Here is a 15,476-nt window from a genome sequence, read left to right on the forward strand (position 1 = left end):
GGGCGCAGCACCCGCTGCGTCTCTGTCACAGGCGTTCGACAGCCGAGTGCCTGCTATGAAAGGAACAGACCGTGCAAGGTACATCGGTTGATACAGCGGGAATGGTTGCCCAGGCCAACCGGGCCAAGGATCTCAAGGAGCAGATGACTCAGCTCCTCGGGCAGGTGAGCAATACCGTCGCCGAGACGTCGGGTGTCTGGCAGAGCGATTCCAACAGGGTTTTCCAGCAGGTGAGTGCCGACTACCACCAGGCCGCGACCAAGATGACCCAGTCGATGGAGCAGATCACCGAGATGCTCAGCAAGAACATGAACAGCTACGCCAGCCAGGAAGAGCAGTCGACAGCTCAGGTGAAATCCGCTGGCGGCGGACTCAACCTGGCCTGATCAGAAACCGACAACGACTACACGAGAGCAGGAAAACCACATGAACGGTGACGGCGGCGTCATGAAGTACAACTACGAGGGAATCCGGGGTTTGCTGGACCAGATCCAAAGCCAACACCAGAAGCTCACGCAGATCAACCTGGACCTCGACGATGTCCGCAAGAAGGCTCAAGGCCTCTGGGATGATAAGAACTCGGCTGAAGCGTTTCAGGCCACCTACCAAAAGTGGGTGGAGGGCGCAAACGAGGTGCAGGGTGTGCTGCACGCGATCGTCAATGCTGCGCAGCATGGGGCAACGTCGATGGAGGAGACAAACAACACCATCGCGGCCGGCTGGAACAGCTGAGGTTACGGCTGCATTTCGCCCTCAGGCAAACGATGGGCGGTGATCCTGAAAGGGGTCACCGCCCATCGTCATCTGTGTGCAAGAACAATCAGTTGTCGTCGCGCTGAGAATGTCGCCCAGCCGGGCCGCTGTGACGTCCGGTGCCCGGCTGGTCTGCCTCCGGCTGCGGCTCGGGTGCCACGCTGGCGCCGCTTGGCGGTCCGGGGGGCGGGCCAGGTGGAGGACCCTGGGGTCCGCGCGGTGGCTGCTGAACAGGTGGGCGTGGGCCCGACAGGTGCGCAGGCGGATCCATCAGCCCAGGAGCTCGTCGACGATCTACCGTGGTGCGTGGGGGACCCGCCGCAGGGCGTTGGGTGGGCCCCGATGGAGGTGCCGCCGCCCCGCCGGCGCCGCGCGGCCCGAAGTCCCCAGGCCTCGGAGCACCCGGACCAGGCCTCGGACCACCAGGACCCGGGCCACCGGGTCCTGAACCGCCCCGACCCGGGCCACCGGGTCCTGAACCGCTCGGACCCGGGCCACCGGGTCCTGAACCACCCGAGCCACCCGGACCCGGACCGGGGCCCGACGCAGGTCGCGGAGGTGCGGCAGCAGCGGCGCCCGGAGGCCCCGCCACCCCGGCTGGGCCGGCACCCACCAGCACCTGTTGTGGCGCCGGTCGTTCGGCTGGGGCATCGCTGGGTCGGACGCTGCGCGGGCCCTCGATGAAGGGGTTCTCCGCAGGCACCGACACCACGCTCAGTGCGGTTGCTCCGTTGGAAGTGACCACGAATATTCGGCCGGGGTTGGCCATGTCCTGGTAGATCGCGACATCGACGTTGTCGCTCAGCGCGTCGACCTGACCGGGCTCGCGATGTACCCGAATGTGGGTGGGTACCGCGCGGTCCTCGGTGGCCTCCCGGCTGTCGAGTACACACACGGTGTAGTTGCTGGTCGGATGTCGCTGATCGCTGGCCGCCACCGAGATGTGCAGTGTGGCCGGATCGCCCACGCCCTCGTACAGCGGTCGCCACACGTCGGGGCGATCGGTGCGCACCAGCACCCGCGCGCCGACGGCAATCGACCGCAGGACGGTCTGCAGGACCAGGTACATCTGCCCGTACACGTCGACGCGCCGAACTTCGAGCCCGAACAACGGTGCTGCCACCGCGGCGCCGAAGGAGTTGGCACCCAGCAGTTGTCCGCTGCCGCCGTCGTTGACGCGCAGTCGGTCGAGGGTGGGTAGATCGCCGACTTCCACCGGCAGCCGGGGGATCTCGCTGCGCACGCTGGGCAGCGTCCACTCCAGTGCCGGAGCCTGGTTGCCGTCGAGCCGAGACAGGCACTCGGGGACGGTCAACTCCACATCGCCCACCCGGCCCAGGCGGACCACGGTGGCCAGCGCGTAGTCGCCGCCCTCGGCCTGGGTGACGGTGATCGAGACGGTGGTGGAGATGGTTGTCGTGGACCAGATCTCGGTCAGCGCTTCTTCGCTGAGCGGTTGGTTGAGGCAGTAGGCGCTGGACTTGTAGGTGCCGAACTGCACGTCGGTCCACGTTTCGCGGGCCGAGTCCGGTGAGACGTTGTCGAGCAACCGTGCTGAGAGCGCACTGATCTGGCTCGCGGTGAGGATCTCCGGTCGAAAGCCCTGGCGCGCCAGATGGTTGCTCACTCGGCGGGTGGCGGCGATGGCGGTTCGCAGCACCCCGGTGGGCCCGCCGCCGCGCGAGGCGATGGCGTCGGGGCAGTGCAACGGGTTGAGCCGCAACACGATCCACACGTCCTGCTGCGACAAGGCCGGAAGGGTGCGGATGAGCGTCGAGTACGGCGCGGTGAGGTGTGCCGCGCCGCGAGTGCGCCAGCCGTGGGCCACGACGTCGATCGACTCGAGCTCGATGTCGAACTGCCGCAGTGCGCGGGCGATCACTCCGAGCCGCAACGACGAGGTCTCCACCACGCTGCGTCCGGGAGCCAACGAGCGCTGTTCGACCGGGCGGACCAACCGGATGATGGACACGATGCGACCGTCGACCCATCGCAGACCTATGGAGGGTCCGTTGGTGCTCGGGATGTCGAACGGGATCGGCGGATCGTCTCGGTCACCGAATCCGCGGCGCACGTAGCGAGCGCGGCGCGCGATGCGACCGAACACCGACAGGTGCGATCCGAACGACGTCCCCATCGCGACCCCGACGACCGCTACCCCCACGGCAGACCAGATGGCCACCGACTGGCGGGAGTCTGTGACAGCCAGCAGCGCATAGACGCCCAACGCGACGAGCTGCGTGCAGATCAGTGAGCCCAGGGGTAGCGAGATCGGTGCGTCGCCGTCGCGGGGACGGGTACCCAACCCGGCAGTTTCCACCACGTCGAGTACCTTAACAGCAGGTTTTCGCCGACCTTATGCTTGTACGAATCATGTGGTCGCGGTGACACGCGATCGAAGGCCCGAGACCATCCGGGGGTGGAGAGCAACTCATGGCTCAGCGGACGACCAAGTCGCAAGTCAGTGGTTATCGCTTCCTGCTCCGGCGTCTCGAACACGCGCTGGTGCGCCGCGACATCCGGATGATCCACGACCCCATGGGTGCCCACGTCAAGGCGCTCATCGTGGGGCTGGTCATGACCATGATCGTCCTCGGTGGTGCGGTGGCACTGTCGTTCTTCAAACCGCAGGGCTCGGTAGGCAACTCCAAGATCCTCATCAGCAAGTCCTCAGGCCAGCTGTACGTGTTGGTCCAGGGCACCCTGCATCCGGTGCTCAATCTCGCCTCGGCCCGGTTGGCCGTGGGCAAGGCCGAGAAGCCGAACTCGGTGGCCGACAAGTTGCTCAAGAAGTACACCCGTGGCCCGCAGCTGGGGATCCCCGGTGCGCCGAGCAGCCTGAGCGCCAGCGGGGCACCGGGGACCTCACGCTGGGCGGCGTGCGACCGTCTCGACGAGCCGCGCGACCCGCTGGGTCGGCCCACCGTCGGGGTGATCGCCGGGGCGTTGACCCCTGATCCCCAGGGTTCGGTGCTGGGCCCCAACGACGCAATGCTGGTGCGCAACCAGGACGACTACTACCTGCTCTACCGCAACACCCGGGCGGCAGTCGACATCACCGACAACGCCGTCAAGCAGTCGCTCAACTTGCAGGACGTGGCCGCGCGTGCGGTCAGCACTGCGATGCTCGACGCCATCCCACCCACCCGTCAGCTCGCCGCGCCGGTGATCCCCAACGCGGGCAAGCCATCTCGCTTCGACCTGGCCGGCGCGCGAATCGGGTCGATCATCTCGGTGTCCAGCCTGGGCAGCGGCGGCGGGACGCAGAAGAAGCTCTACGTGGTGCTTCAAGATGGGGTGGAGCTGATCTCCCCCCTGGTGGCTGACCTCATCCGAGCCAGCCAGGTGGGCAGCGAGACACCCATCGAGGTGAGCCTCAACGCGGTCACCAACGTGCCGCCGGTGACCACCCTGCAACTGTCGGGGATCCCCGACAACGCGCCCCGGCTGGTCAAGGGCACCGAGAACAAAGCGTTGTGCTTCACCTGGTCCAAGAACCGCACGCAGCCCGCCCAACTGGGACTGCAGCTCACCAGCGACTTCCCGATCAAAGATCCGACCGCGATGGTGCCCACGGTCGGTTCGCAGTTCGACGGGGTGACCGCTGATCTGGCCTACATCCCGGCCGGCAAGGGCTACTTCGTGCGGTCCACCGGGGTCGACCCGAACACCACCTCGTCGGCCAGCGATTTCCTGGTGTCCGACACCGGGGTTCGGTACGGCGTGCCCCCCGGTGCCGCCGATCCGCTGGGCATGCCCGACCCGCTGCCCGCACCGTTCGCCGTGGTGTCACTGTTGCCTCCGGGCCCCACACTGGCCCGCGATGGCGCGTTGGTGATCCGAGACGATCTGGCTCCCACCGACGGCGGTTAGCCGCGGGTCAGTCTTCTTTGGGTGCAGCCCACGCGACCTGCATGAGGCTCTCACCGCGGCGGGAGACCAACAGGCCCTGACCGGGCGGACGCGGAGCACACCTACTCGTGCCCAGCAGCACACCCTCGTCGCGGTTGGCACTCATGACCAAGCCGTCGACCGACAGATCTCGCAGTCGCGCGATGATCGGGTCGAACAGCGACCGCGACGCACCGCCGGAGCGCCGCACCAAGATCAGGTGCAGCCCGATGTCACGGCCCTGCGACAGCAGGTCGAGCAGGGGGAGCAGCGGGTTTCCGGTGGCCACGGCGACCATGTCGTAGTCGTCGACGACGATGTAGAACTCTGGACCCTGCCACCACGAGCGGTCGCGCAGCTGCGCCGGGGTGACATCGGGCCCAGGCGTGCGTCCCTGCAGCAACTCGACCAGCTCGGCGATCAACGGCGCGGTGGCCTGCGCCGAGGTCGCATAGGCCGCCAGATGGTTGCCCTCCACCTCGCCGAGCAGCGTGCGGCGATAGTCGACCAACACGATCTTGTTCTGCGACGGCGGAGCGTTCTCGGTCAGGCCGCGCAGGATGTTGCGCAGCAGGGTGGTCTTGCCGCTCTCGGTGTCGGCGAAGGCCAGGAAGTGTGGTTGCGCCGCGAAATCCAGGAACACCGGCGCCAACTCGGCCTCGTCGATACCGACGACGACCTGCGAGCCGCGTCGTTCGCGGCCCGCGTAGGCCACCTCGAGCAGCGCGGTCCGGTCCACCGACTCGGGCAGCATCCGGACCGCGGGTGCGGCGTCGTCAGGGTAGTGGGCACGCACTTCTTCCACCGCGGCCTGCACCCCCACCGACAGGTCCTCGGTTGCTGACGAACCGTCGAGACGTGGGATACCGATCAGCATGTGCAGGCGCTCGGGACTCAGGCCACGCCCTGGTCGTCCCACCGGCACGGTGGCAGCCACCTTGCGGTCCACCTCGGAGTCACCGGGGTCACCGAGTCGCAGTTCGATGCGGGTGCCCAGCAGGTCTTTGATGACCGGCCGAATCTCCATCCACCGGGATGCGGAGATGATCAGGTGGATGCCATACGCCAAGCCCTGCGTTGCGATGGCGTTGAAGTTCGCTTCGATCGCCTCGAACTCGTTGCGCACTGTCGACCAGCCGTCGACCACGAGGAAGATGTCGCCGAACTTGTCCTCGTCCAGACGTTGATCACCGGCGGCCCGCCGTCGGCGGAACTCCTGCATCGAGTCGATGCCGAGCTCACGGAACCGGGCTTCGCGCTGACGCAGCACCGTCATCACCTCGGCCACGGTGCGCCGCACCCGGTTCTCCTCCAGGCGCGTGGCCACCGAGCCGACGTGGGGTAGCTCGGTGAGACCGGACAGGCTGCCGCCACCGAAGTCCAGCACGTAGAACTGGGCTTGCAGGGGGGTGTGGGTGACTGCGGTGGCCATGATCAGGGTGCGCAGCGTGGTGGACTTGCCCGACTGCGGTCCGCCGATCACCGCGGCGTGTCCCTGCGCGCCGGCAAGGTCGACAATCATCACGTCGCGCCGCTGGTCGTAGGGCCGGTCCACGATGCCGATCGGGATGCGCAGGTCGGCGAGCTGTTGGGCTGGTGCCGCGCGCCAGTCCCGGACGTCGCGAAGTTGATCGACGGTGGGGGAGTCCTCCAACGGTGGCAGCCACACTTCATGCGCGGGCCGGCCGTGCCCCTCCAACCGCGACACCACCATGTCCAGCTCGGTGACCGTGCGGCCCTCGACCATCATGGGGCCGGCCTGATCCTCCTGCGGCGCTTCGGGTTCGACTGTGATGGCAGGCATCACCGTCACCTCGGGCACATCGGTGGCGGTGAACATGCGGACCGGGACGATGGGTCCCGAGCCGCCTCGGATGCCCCGCCGCGTCCGCGATGCGCGGGTGGGTACGTATGGCCCCGACACGTATGAGGCGTTGAAGCGCACCGGATCCGACGAGTCGCACTTGAGGTATCCCGAACCAGGGATGGCGGGCAGATGGTAGGCATCGGGCACACCCAGTACCGTGCGAGACTCGCTGGCGGAGAACGTCTTCAGGCCGATGCGGTAAGACAGGTGCGAGTCGAGGCCACGCAGCTTGCCCTCCTCGAGGCGCTGAGAGGCCAACAGCAGGTGCATCTGCAGCGACCGGCCCAGACGGCCGATCATCACGAACAGCTCAGCGAAATCGGGCTTCTGCGACAGCAGTTCGGAGAACTCGTCCACCACCACGAACAGCGCGGGAAGCGGCGGTAGCGGCGCGCCGTTGAGGCGGGCCTTCTCGTACTCGCCGACATTGGCGAAGTTGCCCGCCGCGCGCAACACCTCTTGGCGCCGATTCATCTCACCGGCCAAGGCATCGCGCATACGGTCCACCATGGCCAGCTCGTCTTCGAGGTTGGTGATGACTGCGGCTACGTGCGGCAGTCCGTCGAGGCCGAGGAATGTTGCGCCACCCTTGAAGTCGACCAGCACCAGGTTCAGTGCGTCGGGGGAGTGGGTGGTCACCATCGACAGCACCAGCGTGCGCAGGAACTCCGATTTGCCCGAACCGGTTGCGCCGATACACAACCCGTGTGGGCCCATGCCGTTCTCAGCCGCCTCCTTGATGTCGATCTCCAGCGGCTGACCATCCTGGGTGGTGCCCACCGGCACTCGGAGGCGTTCACGCGCGCTGCGCGGACGCCACACGTTGTCGGGCTCGATGGTGCCGGCGTCGTTGATGTTGAGCAGCCGCATCAGGCCGGGATCGCGTGGGCCGCTGTCTGGTTCGAGGTTGACCAGCTGGGCTGCGGTGGCCAACGAGTAGCGGGCCATGCGACGCGACACCGCCTCGGCCAGCGCGACCGACACGTTGTCGAAGGCGGCGAAGTTCTCCACGCCGAAGGCCGATTTGGCGCCCACCGAGTCGCCGTCGATCACCAACTGCATGCCCTTGCGTGCGGCCAACCCGAACTTGGGTGCGGTCAGGTCGAGCACTGACACCGAATCCAGGCCGCCGTCGTTGATGGTGCGTTCGTCTCCGGCCACGTAGCCATCGGCGATGACCACCAGCCACTGCGCGCGCCCGTCGACCGGAGTTGCGTTGCGGGAGAAGCGTGGTCGCTCCAGCATGTCGGTCTCATGGTCGGCCTCGAATTCGCGTAGCGACTGATACAGCATGCGGGCACGGCCGGCGCCGTCGCGGCGTTCGGGGTGCTGTAGATGCGGCAGCCACTTGGCCCACGACCACTCGCCGGTGTCGGGGTCGGAACAGATGATGGCCACGCGCACCAGGTCGGGTCCGTGAAAGCTGCACAGCTGGATGATCATCGCCCGGGTCAGCGCGTTGATCTTGGGTGTGGGGCCTTCGAGGTTGATGGCGGGAAAGGCGCGCAGCGAGATGGCGGTGGGCAGCCCGCGCACCACCGAATGCATGCGGACGAAACGTCGCAGCGCCATCATCGACACCGGTTCGAGGTCTTCGAGGGGGCCGGTCTCCGGGGGTGCGATACGTGTGGCCAGTCGTTGGGCGCCGATGCCGAGGCGCACGTGGCAGAAGTCGTTGTCGTCTGAGCGTCGCTCCCACATGCGCCGCGAACCCACGGCAGGTAGCAGCGAACCGGGAGCCGGATGCGACCAGGACAGGGCCTTGAGCTGGTTCTCGGCCGTCTCGTCCACGTCAGATCGGATGCGCCCCAGATACCGCAGGTAGTCCTTGCGGTCCTCGTTGAGTTCGGCGGCACGCTGGCCGCCGCCGCCACGACCGCCGGAGGCGAACATGCCGACCATCGACATCAACATCATCATCGGGAACAGCAGGGTCACGGGGTTTTTCAGCGCGGCCGAGCCGGCGGTGAAGAACAGGGCCATCATTCCCACCATCGCCACCACCATCACCAGCGGCAGCAGCCGCGAGATGATGCTCGGCGGGATGTTCCGTTGGATCTCCGGCGGCGGCTGGACGGCCATCTCGCCACCGGGTAGCCGGGGCCGCGGTGGCCGTGCTCGACGCACAAATCCCTCGGTGGTCACGAGCGCCCTCCCTATGGTGAAGTGTTGGCATCGGATATCGTACGGTTCGCACAGGTGACAGGGAGGGTCTGGTCGGATATGACGACATCCACACCCGGATCGGCTCCTGCCGATGGGTTGACGCCGCTCGTGGCGGGCGGAGGACTTGGTCCGCCGCGAGGGGCCGGTCTCGCGTCCTCGGGAGCCGCCGGGATCGGGCGGGCCGTCGAGCCTGAGCTGTGCCGAGTGTCGGTGCTGTCGGGTCGAACGCAGGTCGACGTCGCGTTGCCCGCTGATGCGCCGGTGGCGTCGTTGTTGCCGGAGTTGGCCGGCTTGCTGTTGCGCAACCAGTTCGGCGAGCCCGAGCGGGTCCCTGATGACCTGGCGTCGCGGTGGACGTTGGGCAAGGTGGGGCAGCCGCCCATCGACGACGGGAAGTCGTTGTCGGAGGCCGGCATCTATGACGGGGATCTGCTGATCCTGCGCTCGGAGACCACCGCAGAGCTCCCCACCATCTACGACGATGTCATCGACGCGGTGGCCGGTATCAACCGCCGCGAGTTCAACTCGTGGACTCCGCTGGCGGCGCGCTGGGTGGGTGTGTCGGCGTTCGTGCTGGCGGTGCTGCTGTCCGGCGCCTTGACGATGGCCGCGTCCTGGAATCAGAACCGCTACGACTTCGCAGCGATCGGGTTCGTCGCATTTGTCGTGTTCGCCATCGCCGCTTTGGCTTTCGCGAACGAGTCGGCCGACCGGGTGATCGGCGCTGCGCTGTCGGTGGGTGCCTGCGTGTCGGTGTTCGTCGGATGTTTTGCGGTGTTGCCCGGCGATGACAACGCCCCGAAGTTCCTTCTGGGTTCGGGGGTGGCGTTCCTGGTGTCGGTGGTGGCGTTGCGGCTGACCAACGGTGAACCGTTCACCCACCTGTTCTTGTCCACGGTCACCGCGCTGGTGGCGATCGGCTCGCTGTATCAAGTGATCGCGGGCGAACGGATCGACCATGTGGCCGCGGTGACCGCGGTGGTGGCGTTGCTGGTGGCGTTGATCGCGCCGCGTCTGACCATCCTCCTTGTGCGGCTTCCGGTTCCGCCGGTGCCTGCGGCCGGGGCGTCGCTGGAGTCGATCGACGCGCCCACCCACAACAACATCAACGCCGGTGTGGCTGCGATCGGAGCGGTGGCGCTGCCCGAAGCGACGGCGTTGGAGTTGCGGGCACGATCGGCCAATGCGCACATGTCGGGGATGATGCTGGGTGCGGCCACCGTGGCCGCAGGCGCGGCCGTCCTCGGTGCCATCCCCAAACCCGACTACTACTGGCAGAGTTTCGTTCTCGCGTTGCTGATCGGCGCGGCCATCCTGCTTCGGGGCCGATCGCATTCGGATCTGGTGCAGGCCACCGGGATGATCTCGCTGGGTGCGCTGACCATCGTGGCCGCCATCGCGGTGCAGTCGATGGTCGACATCCGCTGGGCGTTCCTGTCGGCGGCCCTGGTGATGTTCGGTGCGGCGCTTGCGTTCACCTTCGGGGTGATCACACCGACCATGGAGTTCTCCCCGGTGTTGCGCCGGATCGGTGAGTTCCTGGAGTACATCATCATCGGGGCCACGGTCCCGTTGGCGGCGTGGGTGATCGGCCTGTACTCCCTGGCCCGCGGGTTGTGACCGGGCGCTGTCATCCCGTTCCGGCGCGCGCGGCGCGTCTGGTTCTCGCGGCCGTGTTGACCCTGGGTGTCGGCGCAATCGGGGCGCCCAGTGGGCAGGCTGTTCCCGGTATGGCCCCGCAGGCTGGTCCGCCGCCGGTGATCGGGGGCCCACCCGGCGAAGGCCCGGTGGGGCCACTCGATCCCACCCGTCAGGCGCAGGTGTGCGCTGAGATGGTGGCTCAACGCGGCGACTTCGTCACGCCGCCACCGGGTTTCACGATGCTCAACATCGCCAAGGCGTGGGAGTTCTCGCGCGGGGCCGGACAGAAGATCGCAGTGATCGACACCGGTGTATTCCGGCATCCGCGCCTTTCGGTGATCCCGGGCGGCGACTATGTGGGCAAGAGCAACGGAACCGACGACTGCGACGGCCATGGTACGCAGGTGGCCGGTATCGCCGCCGCCAAGCCGTCGCCTGCCGACGGTTTCGCCGGGATGGCCCCCGACGCGCAGATCATCGCCATCCGCCAGACGTCACAGTCGTTCGAGCTCAACGATTCTCGCGATGATTCCGGCGAGACGCCCAACGTGCCGAAGGGTTACGGAAACGTGGTCACCCTGGCCCGCGCGATCGTCCGTGCGGTCAACCAGGGCGCCACGGTCATCAACATCTCCGAGACGGCCTGCCTGCCCGCAGGTGAACCATTCAACGATCAGCAGCTCGGGGCGGCGGTGCGCTACGCCTACAACCGCAACGTGGTGGTGGTGGTGGCCTCGGGCAACCTCGAGAGCAGTGGGGCGTGCAAGACCCAGAATCCGGGTGCCACCGGCGCCCGGCAGCCCGATCCGTGGGCGGGGTTGTCGACGCTGTCGTCACCGGCGTACTTCCAGCCGTATGTGGTGGCCGTCGGTTCGGTGGATCCCGATGGTCGTCCGTCGGCGTTCTCGTTGGCCGGTCCGTGGGTGACGGTCACCGCACCCGGTACCGACCACGTCTCCCTGAACACCCGCGCCAACCCGCCACTGATCGACGGCACGGTTGATGGTGATCCCAAAGCCGGAAAAGTTGTGTCCATTGATGGAACCAGCTTTGCCACTCCATACGTCTCAGGACTGGCAGCACTCATCAAGGCAAGGTTCCCCACGTTGACCGCACGTCAGGTGATCGACCGGATCACACGCACCGCGCATCACCCGTCGGATGGGCGTGACGATCTGGTGGGCTACGGGTTGATCGATCCGGTGGCGGCGTTGAGCACCACCACCTCGGATACGCCGGCGCTGACAGCGGCCGACCCGCGCACGGGTGACACCCGCAATGTGTACGCATCGTCGCCGCTTGCCGCCCCGCCGCCCGATCGCAAGCCTGACAACACGCCTCGCAACGTGGCATTGGGCATCTCCGCGTTGGCGGTGGTGCTGGCCGTGTTCGCCTGGCCCCTGCTGCGTAACCGCGGCAACCGGTGCGGCTCGTTGGAGGAAGGTTCGGACTACTGATGCGCGACGATCAGGTGTGGAGTCTGACGACGCAGGAGTTCTACCACGCGTTGGCCGAGGCAGGTCAGCTGCGTTTTCCTCGGTCGTTCGCCAGTGGGATCATCTCGTCGCACGAGGACGCCGATTCGGCCCGCATGTGGGATCAGCGAGTACGTGCCGAGTTTCGGGAGTCGATTACGCCTCGTAAGCAATGGGCGTTGAGGGCACTGGGCCGACCCACCTACCAGCTCGAACTGGTCGGCTGCGATGTGACTCGCGATGTGACGGATCCATCGCACTATGTGCGCGCGTACGGCTTTTGGGCAGACGGCGATGACGCGTTCGTCGCCCGCCAGCTGCCCGGGCCCAAACATGTGGTGGGTGGCCAGGTGCAGATCTCGCGGTGCTCGGTGGGCGCGTGGACTCGAGAGTTGGTCGGCGGCTTGCCCAGCGGGGTGGGTGCGGGTTCGCTGCCCACTGACCCAGCAGTGCAGTTCGAGGACTCGATGCTCGGCAGCACTCGGTTTCGAGTGGTCAGCGAGTCGGCGCCGCACAAGACGGCGGCGGCGGTGTTCCGTCATCTCACGCCCACGTTGGCTGGTCAGATGTTTGCGACGGTGCATGCGATCGATGGTTCTGATCGGCGCTGGGAGATGGAGCTACGGTTCCACGACATCGCTGAGGATGGTCGGTATCTGCTGGTGGTCGATGATGTGGGAGTGGCGATGGGTGCTGACACCACTACGGTGGCGAAAACGCTGAATCGGGTGTTCAACACGTTGAAACGTCGTCGCGACAGCGACGCGAGGAGTGTGGGTTGATGCGGGTAGGTATGACTGTTCGGCTCGCGTTGGCTGCGCTGGTTGCGGTCACGGTGGTGTCGGGGTGTTCGTCGGGGACCACCACAGGGGGGCGTCCTTCGGCCCTGTCGGTGAAGTCGGTGTCGGTGCCACCGGATGTGCCCAAGGATTCCATCCGCGACCTGAACTCCACCAAAGACATGACCGGTGTGGTGACCGATATACCGTCGTCGCAGAGTCCTTACTACCGGCACATGCCTGAGATGTGTCCCTTCTTTCCGAAGGAAGCCAGAGATAAGGCGAAGGCCATGGGTGCGGATACCTTTGGTACAGGTTTGGCGAGCGATATTATTCAGAGCTGTGGGATTGGCCCATTTGACACACCGAATCGATTTTTCACTGTGTCGGCTTTTATGTCTACCGAGCCACTCAATCAGATGCTGAAGAGTTCGGAATCCGCCTACACTGGGGTCAAGGTAGCCCTACCTAGAGGGCAAGTGGGATACGAAGGTTATCCCGCTGGTTTAGATGTTCGCCGAAATTGTACCGTAGATTGGGGGACGTTCTATGGGTCTGCGCAAATCGCTTTTTCGGCAGGGCCTTTCGATCCTGTCCCCGCGTGCGTGACCCTAAGAAAGTGGACGTTTCTCGCTGCGTACTATCCCTCTAGTCCTTCACAGATGCGGAGATTTGATGAGTAGCCCACTGTATTCAATTCCTTCCGGTGCGGGTGGTTCGCAGCTCCAGTTCGACCCCGCTGCCGCCGCATCAATCCTTTCTTCCCTTGACGGATTGCACTGGGTGGTATCACAGCTTGCCGTTCACGGAGAGTTTCTCTCGAGTGTTCAGGGATGCGGCGATTTTTCGTCTGGTGTCAAGATCAAGGCGGCGCTGGAAAAGCTTGGGGCAGCGGCAAAGCGCGCTCTGGCAATGTATGAGCAGATAGCGCCGGAGATCTACGCGGGCGTGCAGTCCGCTGCGAAGAATCTTCTCGGCCAGGATGACAGCAATCGCGATGCCATCTCCAAGGCTGGTGTCGATGAATATAAGAAGCATGCGCTCGAGCGAAGCCCGCAGCACAGGGCGGCTCAGGATGCAGTGAAGAATGCGAAGAACTCGTGGCCGCTTGGTCTTCTCGCTCATACACCCGGTCTCGGAGGGATGGTCGATGATGCGCTGCAGGCCGGTGCGCGACAGGTGGAGAAGGTCGGTCAGCCCTCACAACACGAGACCTACGATGCGGCCCGCGACCACTACGAGAACATCGTCAAGAATCCTAAGCCGAGTGGTGATTGGAAGGACAAGTTCAAGAACAAGAAATACGATCCCGACGATTACAACAACAAGTTCATCCCGGGTGGGAAGGCTGCTGGTGGGTATCCGGTAGGGGCTGCACCGGAGAATGCCGTGGGTGCGATCCTCGACTTGGCCCACCAAATGCTGCAGCACGCCGATGGTCCACAGGTGGCAACGCTCGCAGCGCTCTGGCGGGGTATCGCCGACAGCTTGTTGCAGGCTCTTGACCTGTTCGAGCAGCAGACGAAGGCCCAGTTCGAGGCCGCAGGTTCCGGTGGGGCTGGGTGGGAAGGTAACGCTGCGACGGCGATCTATGCGGGTTTGCAGCGTTTCCGGACCAGTGCTGAGGATGTGGCTAAGGAGATGGCGTCGGTCGGTAACGCGGCGGTGCACTTCAGTGAAGGTCTAGTTCTGACCAAGCCGCAGATCGATGCGTGGTGGACCGAGCGTCAGACCATGCGGACCACCGCAGCCGCCAGCGGTGCGACTGCGGCGGCGGTGGCGGCGCGCGAAGACGAATACGAACGCCTAGCCAGGGACCTCATCACGATGAGCTACAACCCGAAAGTCGTCGAGGCGTCGGGCGGCATGTCCTACATCTCCGATCCCCACAATCCGGTCGCGTCCGCCCCAATGGTGCTGCCCGGCATGCCTGCCCCACCGGCACCAGCTGGCTACAAGGGAACATCCGGGCCCGTACCGAAGTCGATGCAGACGCAGTCCAGTTCATCGAATGCGGGCGGACCGACCGGTGGGCCGAGTGGGGGGCCCAGCGGTGGGCCCAATGCTGCCCAGTTGACGCGGGCGGCGAATGCCGATGCGGTGGCGAAGGAGGCTGCAGCGAAGACCGCGGCCGCGCAGCAGGCGGCTGCCAAGGCTGCGGCGGCGGGGAATCCGGCGGCGGCTGCGCAGTCGGCGGCGTCGCAGGCGGGCAACGCGGCGAAGGGTTTGGCGGGGGCGGGCTCTGGGTTGGGTAAAGGTGCGCCCTCGGCTGCCACCCGGTCGGCGAGTGCGTTGGCGAATGCGGAGAAGGCTGCCGCGGAGAAGGCTGCTGCTGCGTTGGGTAAAGGTGGCGGTGCCGGCGGCGGTGGTGCTGGTGGTGGCGGTCTTGGTGGTGCGGCGGCGGCGGAGCGGGCGTTGCAGGCGCGGGCGGGGTCGATGGGTGCTGCCGAGCGGATGGTGGCTGCGGAGCAGGCTGCGTTGCAGAATGGTCGTCCTGGTGCGCCGGGGGCGATGGGTGGTGCGCCGATGGGTGGTGCCCGTCCCGGTGGTGAGGGTGGAGAAGGTAAGGGCCACAAGACAGCCCGTTACTTGAACTCCAAAGCCAACGGTGAAGAGTTGGTGGGTGGTGAGCAGGAGGTGGCGCCGACGGTGATCGGTGGGCTCAACCTCGATACCACAGACGACCGCCCGGTGCGTGGCGGCGGTGGCGGGGCACCCAGCCGCTGACCTGATCACGCAGTTCGCACGCTGTGCGACGGTTCGCACGGTTGGCTGCAGTTCGCACGGTGCATGCGGGGTGCGAACGCGCTCCGACCGTGCGAACCGAACCAAGTCGTGCGAACGCGACCCGGCCACGCGAACTGGACCTGGACCGGGGGTTTCGCACGGTTGGCTGCAGTTCGC

Annotated in this window: 9 protein-coding genes; 7 read left to right on the forward strand and 2 right to left on the reverse strand. The window is 66.1% G+C overall.

The features are described from left to right. Window positions 1-71 precede the first annotated feature (71 nt). Window positions 72-386, forward strand: coding sequence for a WXG100 family type VII secretion target (locus KIK15_RS17565; protein WP_307851954.1), 315 nt, complete (start codon window positions 72-74; stop codon window positions 384-386). Window positions 387-426: 40 nt separating this feature from the next. Next, window positions 427-732: a WXG100 family type VII secretion target gene (locus KIK15_RS17570; RefSeq protein WP_214246063.1), complete on the forward strand. Its 306-nt coding sequence runs from the start codon at window positions 427-429 to the stop codon at window positions 730-732. An 88-nt stretch (window positions 733-820) separates the two neighbouring features. Here KIK15_RS17570 and eccE read toward each other — a convergent pair whose 3' ends face one another. Continuing rightward, a complete protein-coding gene (gene eccE, locus KIK15_RS17575) occupies window positions 821-3,076 on the reverse strand; it encodes a type VII secretion protein EccE (RefSeq protein WP_214246065.1) in 2,256 nt (751 codons plus the stop codon). A gap of 110 nt (window positions 3,077-3,186) precedes the next feature. Between eccE and eccB the strand changes: the two genes are divergently transcribed. Then, the gene (gene eccB, locus KIK15_RS17580; protein WP_214246067.1) at window positions 3,187-4,626 is read left to right on the forward strand and encodes a type VII secretion protein EccB; all 1,440 of its coding nucleotides are present in this window, start codon (window positions 3,187-3,189) and stop codon (window positions 4,624-4,626) included. 7 nt (window positions 4,627-4,633) lie between these two features. Here the strand turns inward: eccB and eccCa are convergent, their stop codons facing one another. Continuing rightward, window positions 4,634-8,656 (reverse strand): type VII secretion protein EccCa, encoded by a 4,023-nt coding sequence (eccCa, locus tag KIK15_RS17585; RefSeq protein ID WP_214246069.1) that lies wholly within the window; start codon window positions 8,654-8,656, stop codon window positions 4,634-4,636. Window positions 8,657-8,734: 78 nt separating this feature from the next. Between eccCa and eccD the strand changes: the two genes are divergently transcribed. From eccD to KIK15_RS18640, 4 genes are all read left to right on the forward strand, one after another. Continuing rightward, entirely contained in the window at window positions 8,735-10,297 is a 1,563-nt protein-coding gene (eccD, locus tag KIK15_RS17590) for a type VII secretion integral membrane protein EccD (RefSeq protein ID WP_214246071.1), read from the forward strand. Window positions 10,298-10,350: 53 nt separating this feature from the next. After that, complete coding sequence (gene mycP, locus KIK15_RS17595; RefSeq protein WP_214246073.1) at window positions 10,351-11,775, forward strand: type VII secretion-associated serine protease mycosin; 1,425 nt, start codon at window positions 10,351-10,353, stop codon at window positions 11,773-11,775. Further along, window positions 11,775-12,575 (forward strand): hypothetical protein, encoded by an 801-nt coding sequence (locus KIK15_RS17600; RefSeq protein WP_214246076.1) that lies wholly within the window; start codon window positions 11,775-11,777, stop codon window positions 12,573-12,575. Before mycP ends, KIK15_RS17600 begins: the two co-directional genes overlap by 1 nt. Window positions 12,576-13,247: 672 nt before the next feature. Next, on the forward strand, window positions 13,248-15,299 hold the full coding sequence (locus tag KIK15_RS18640) for a hypothetical protein (RefSeq protein ID WP_214246077.1): 2,052 nt from the start codon (window positions 13,248-13,250) through the stop codon (window positions 15,297-15,299). The last annotated feature ends 177 nt before the right edge of the window (window positions 15,300-15,476 follow it).

Origin of the sequence: Williamsia sp. CHRR-6 (genome assembly GCF_018474015.1) — a bacterium.
Lineage (GTDB): Bacteria > Actinomycetota > Actinomycetes > Mycobacteriales > Mycobacteriaceae > Williamsia_A.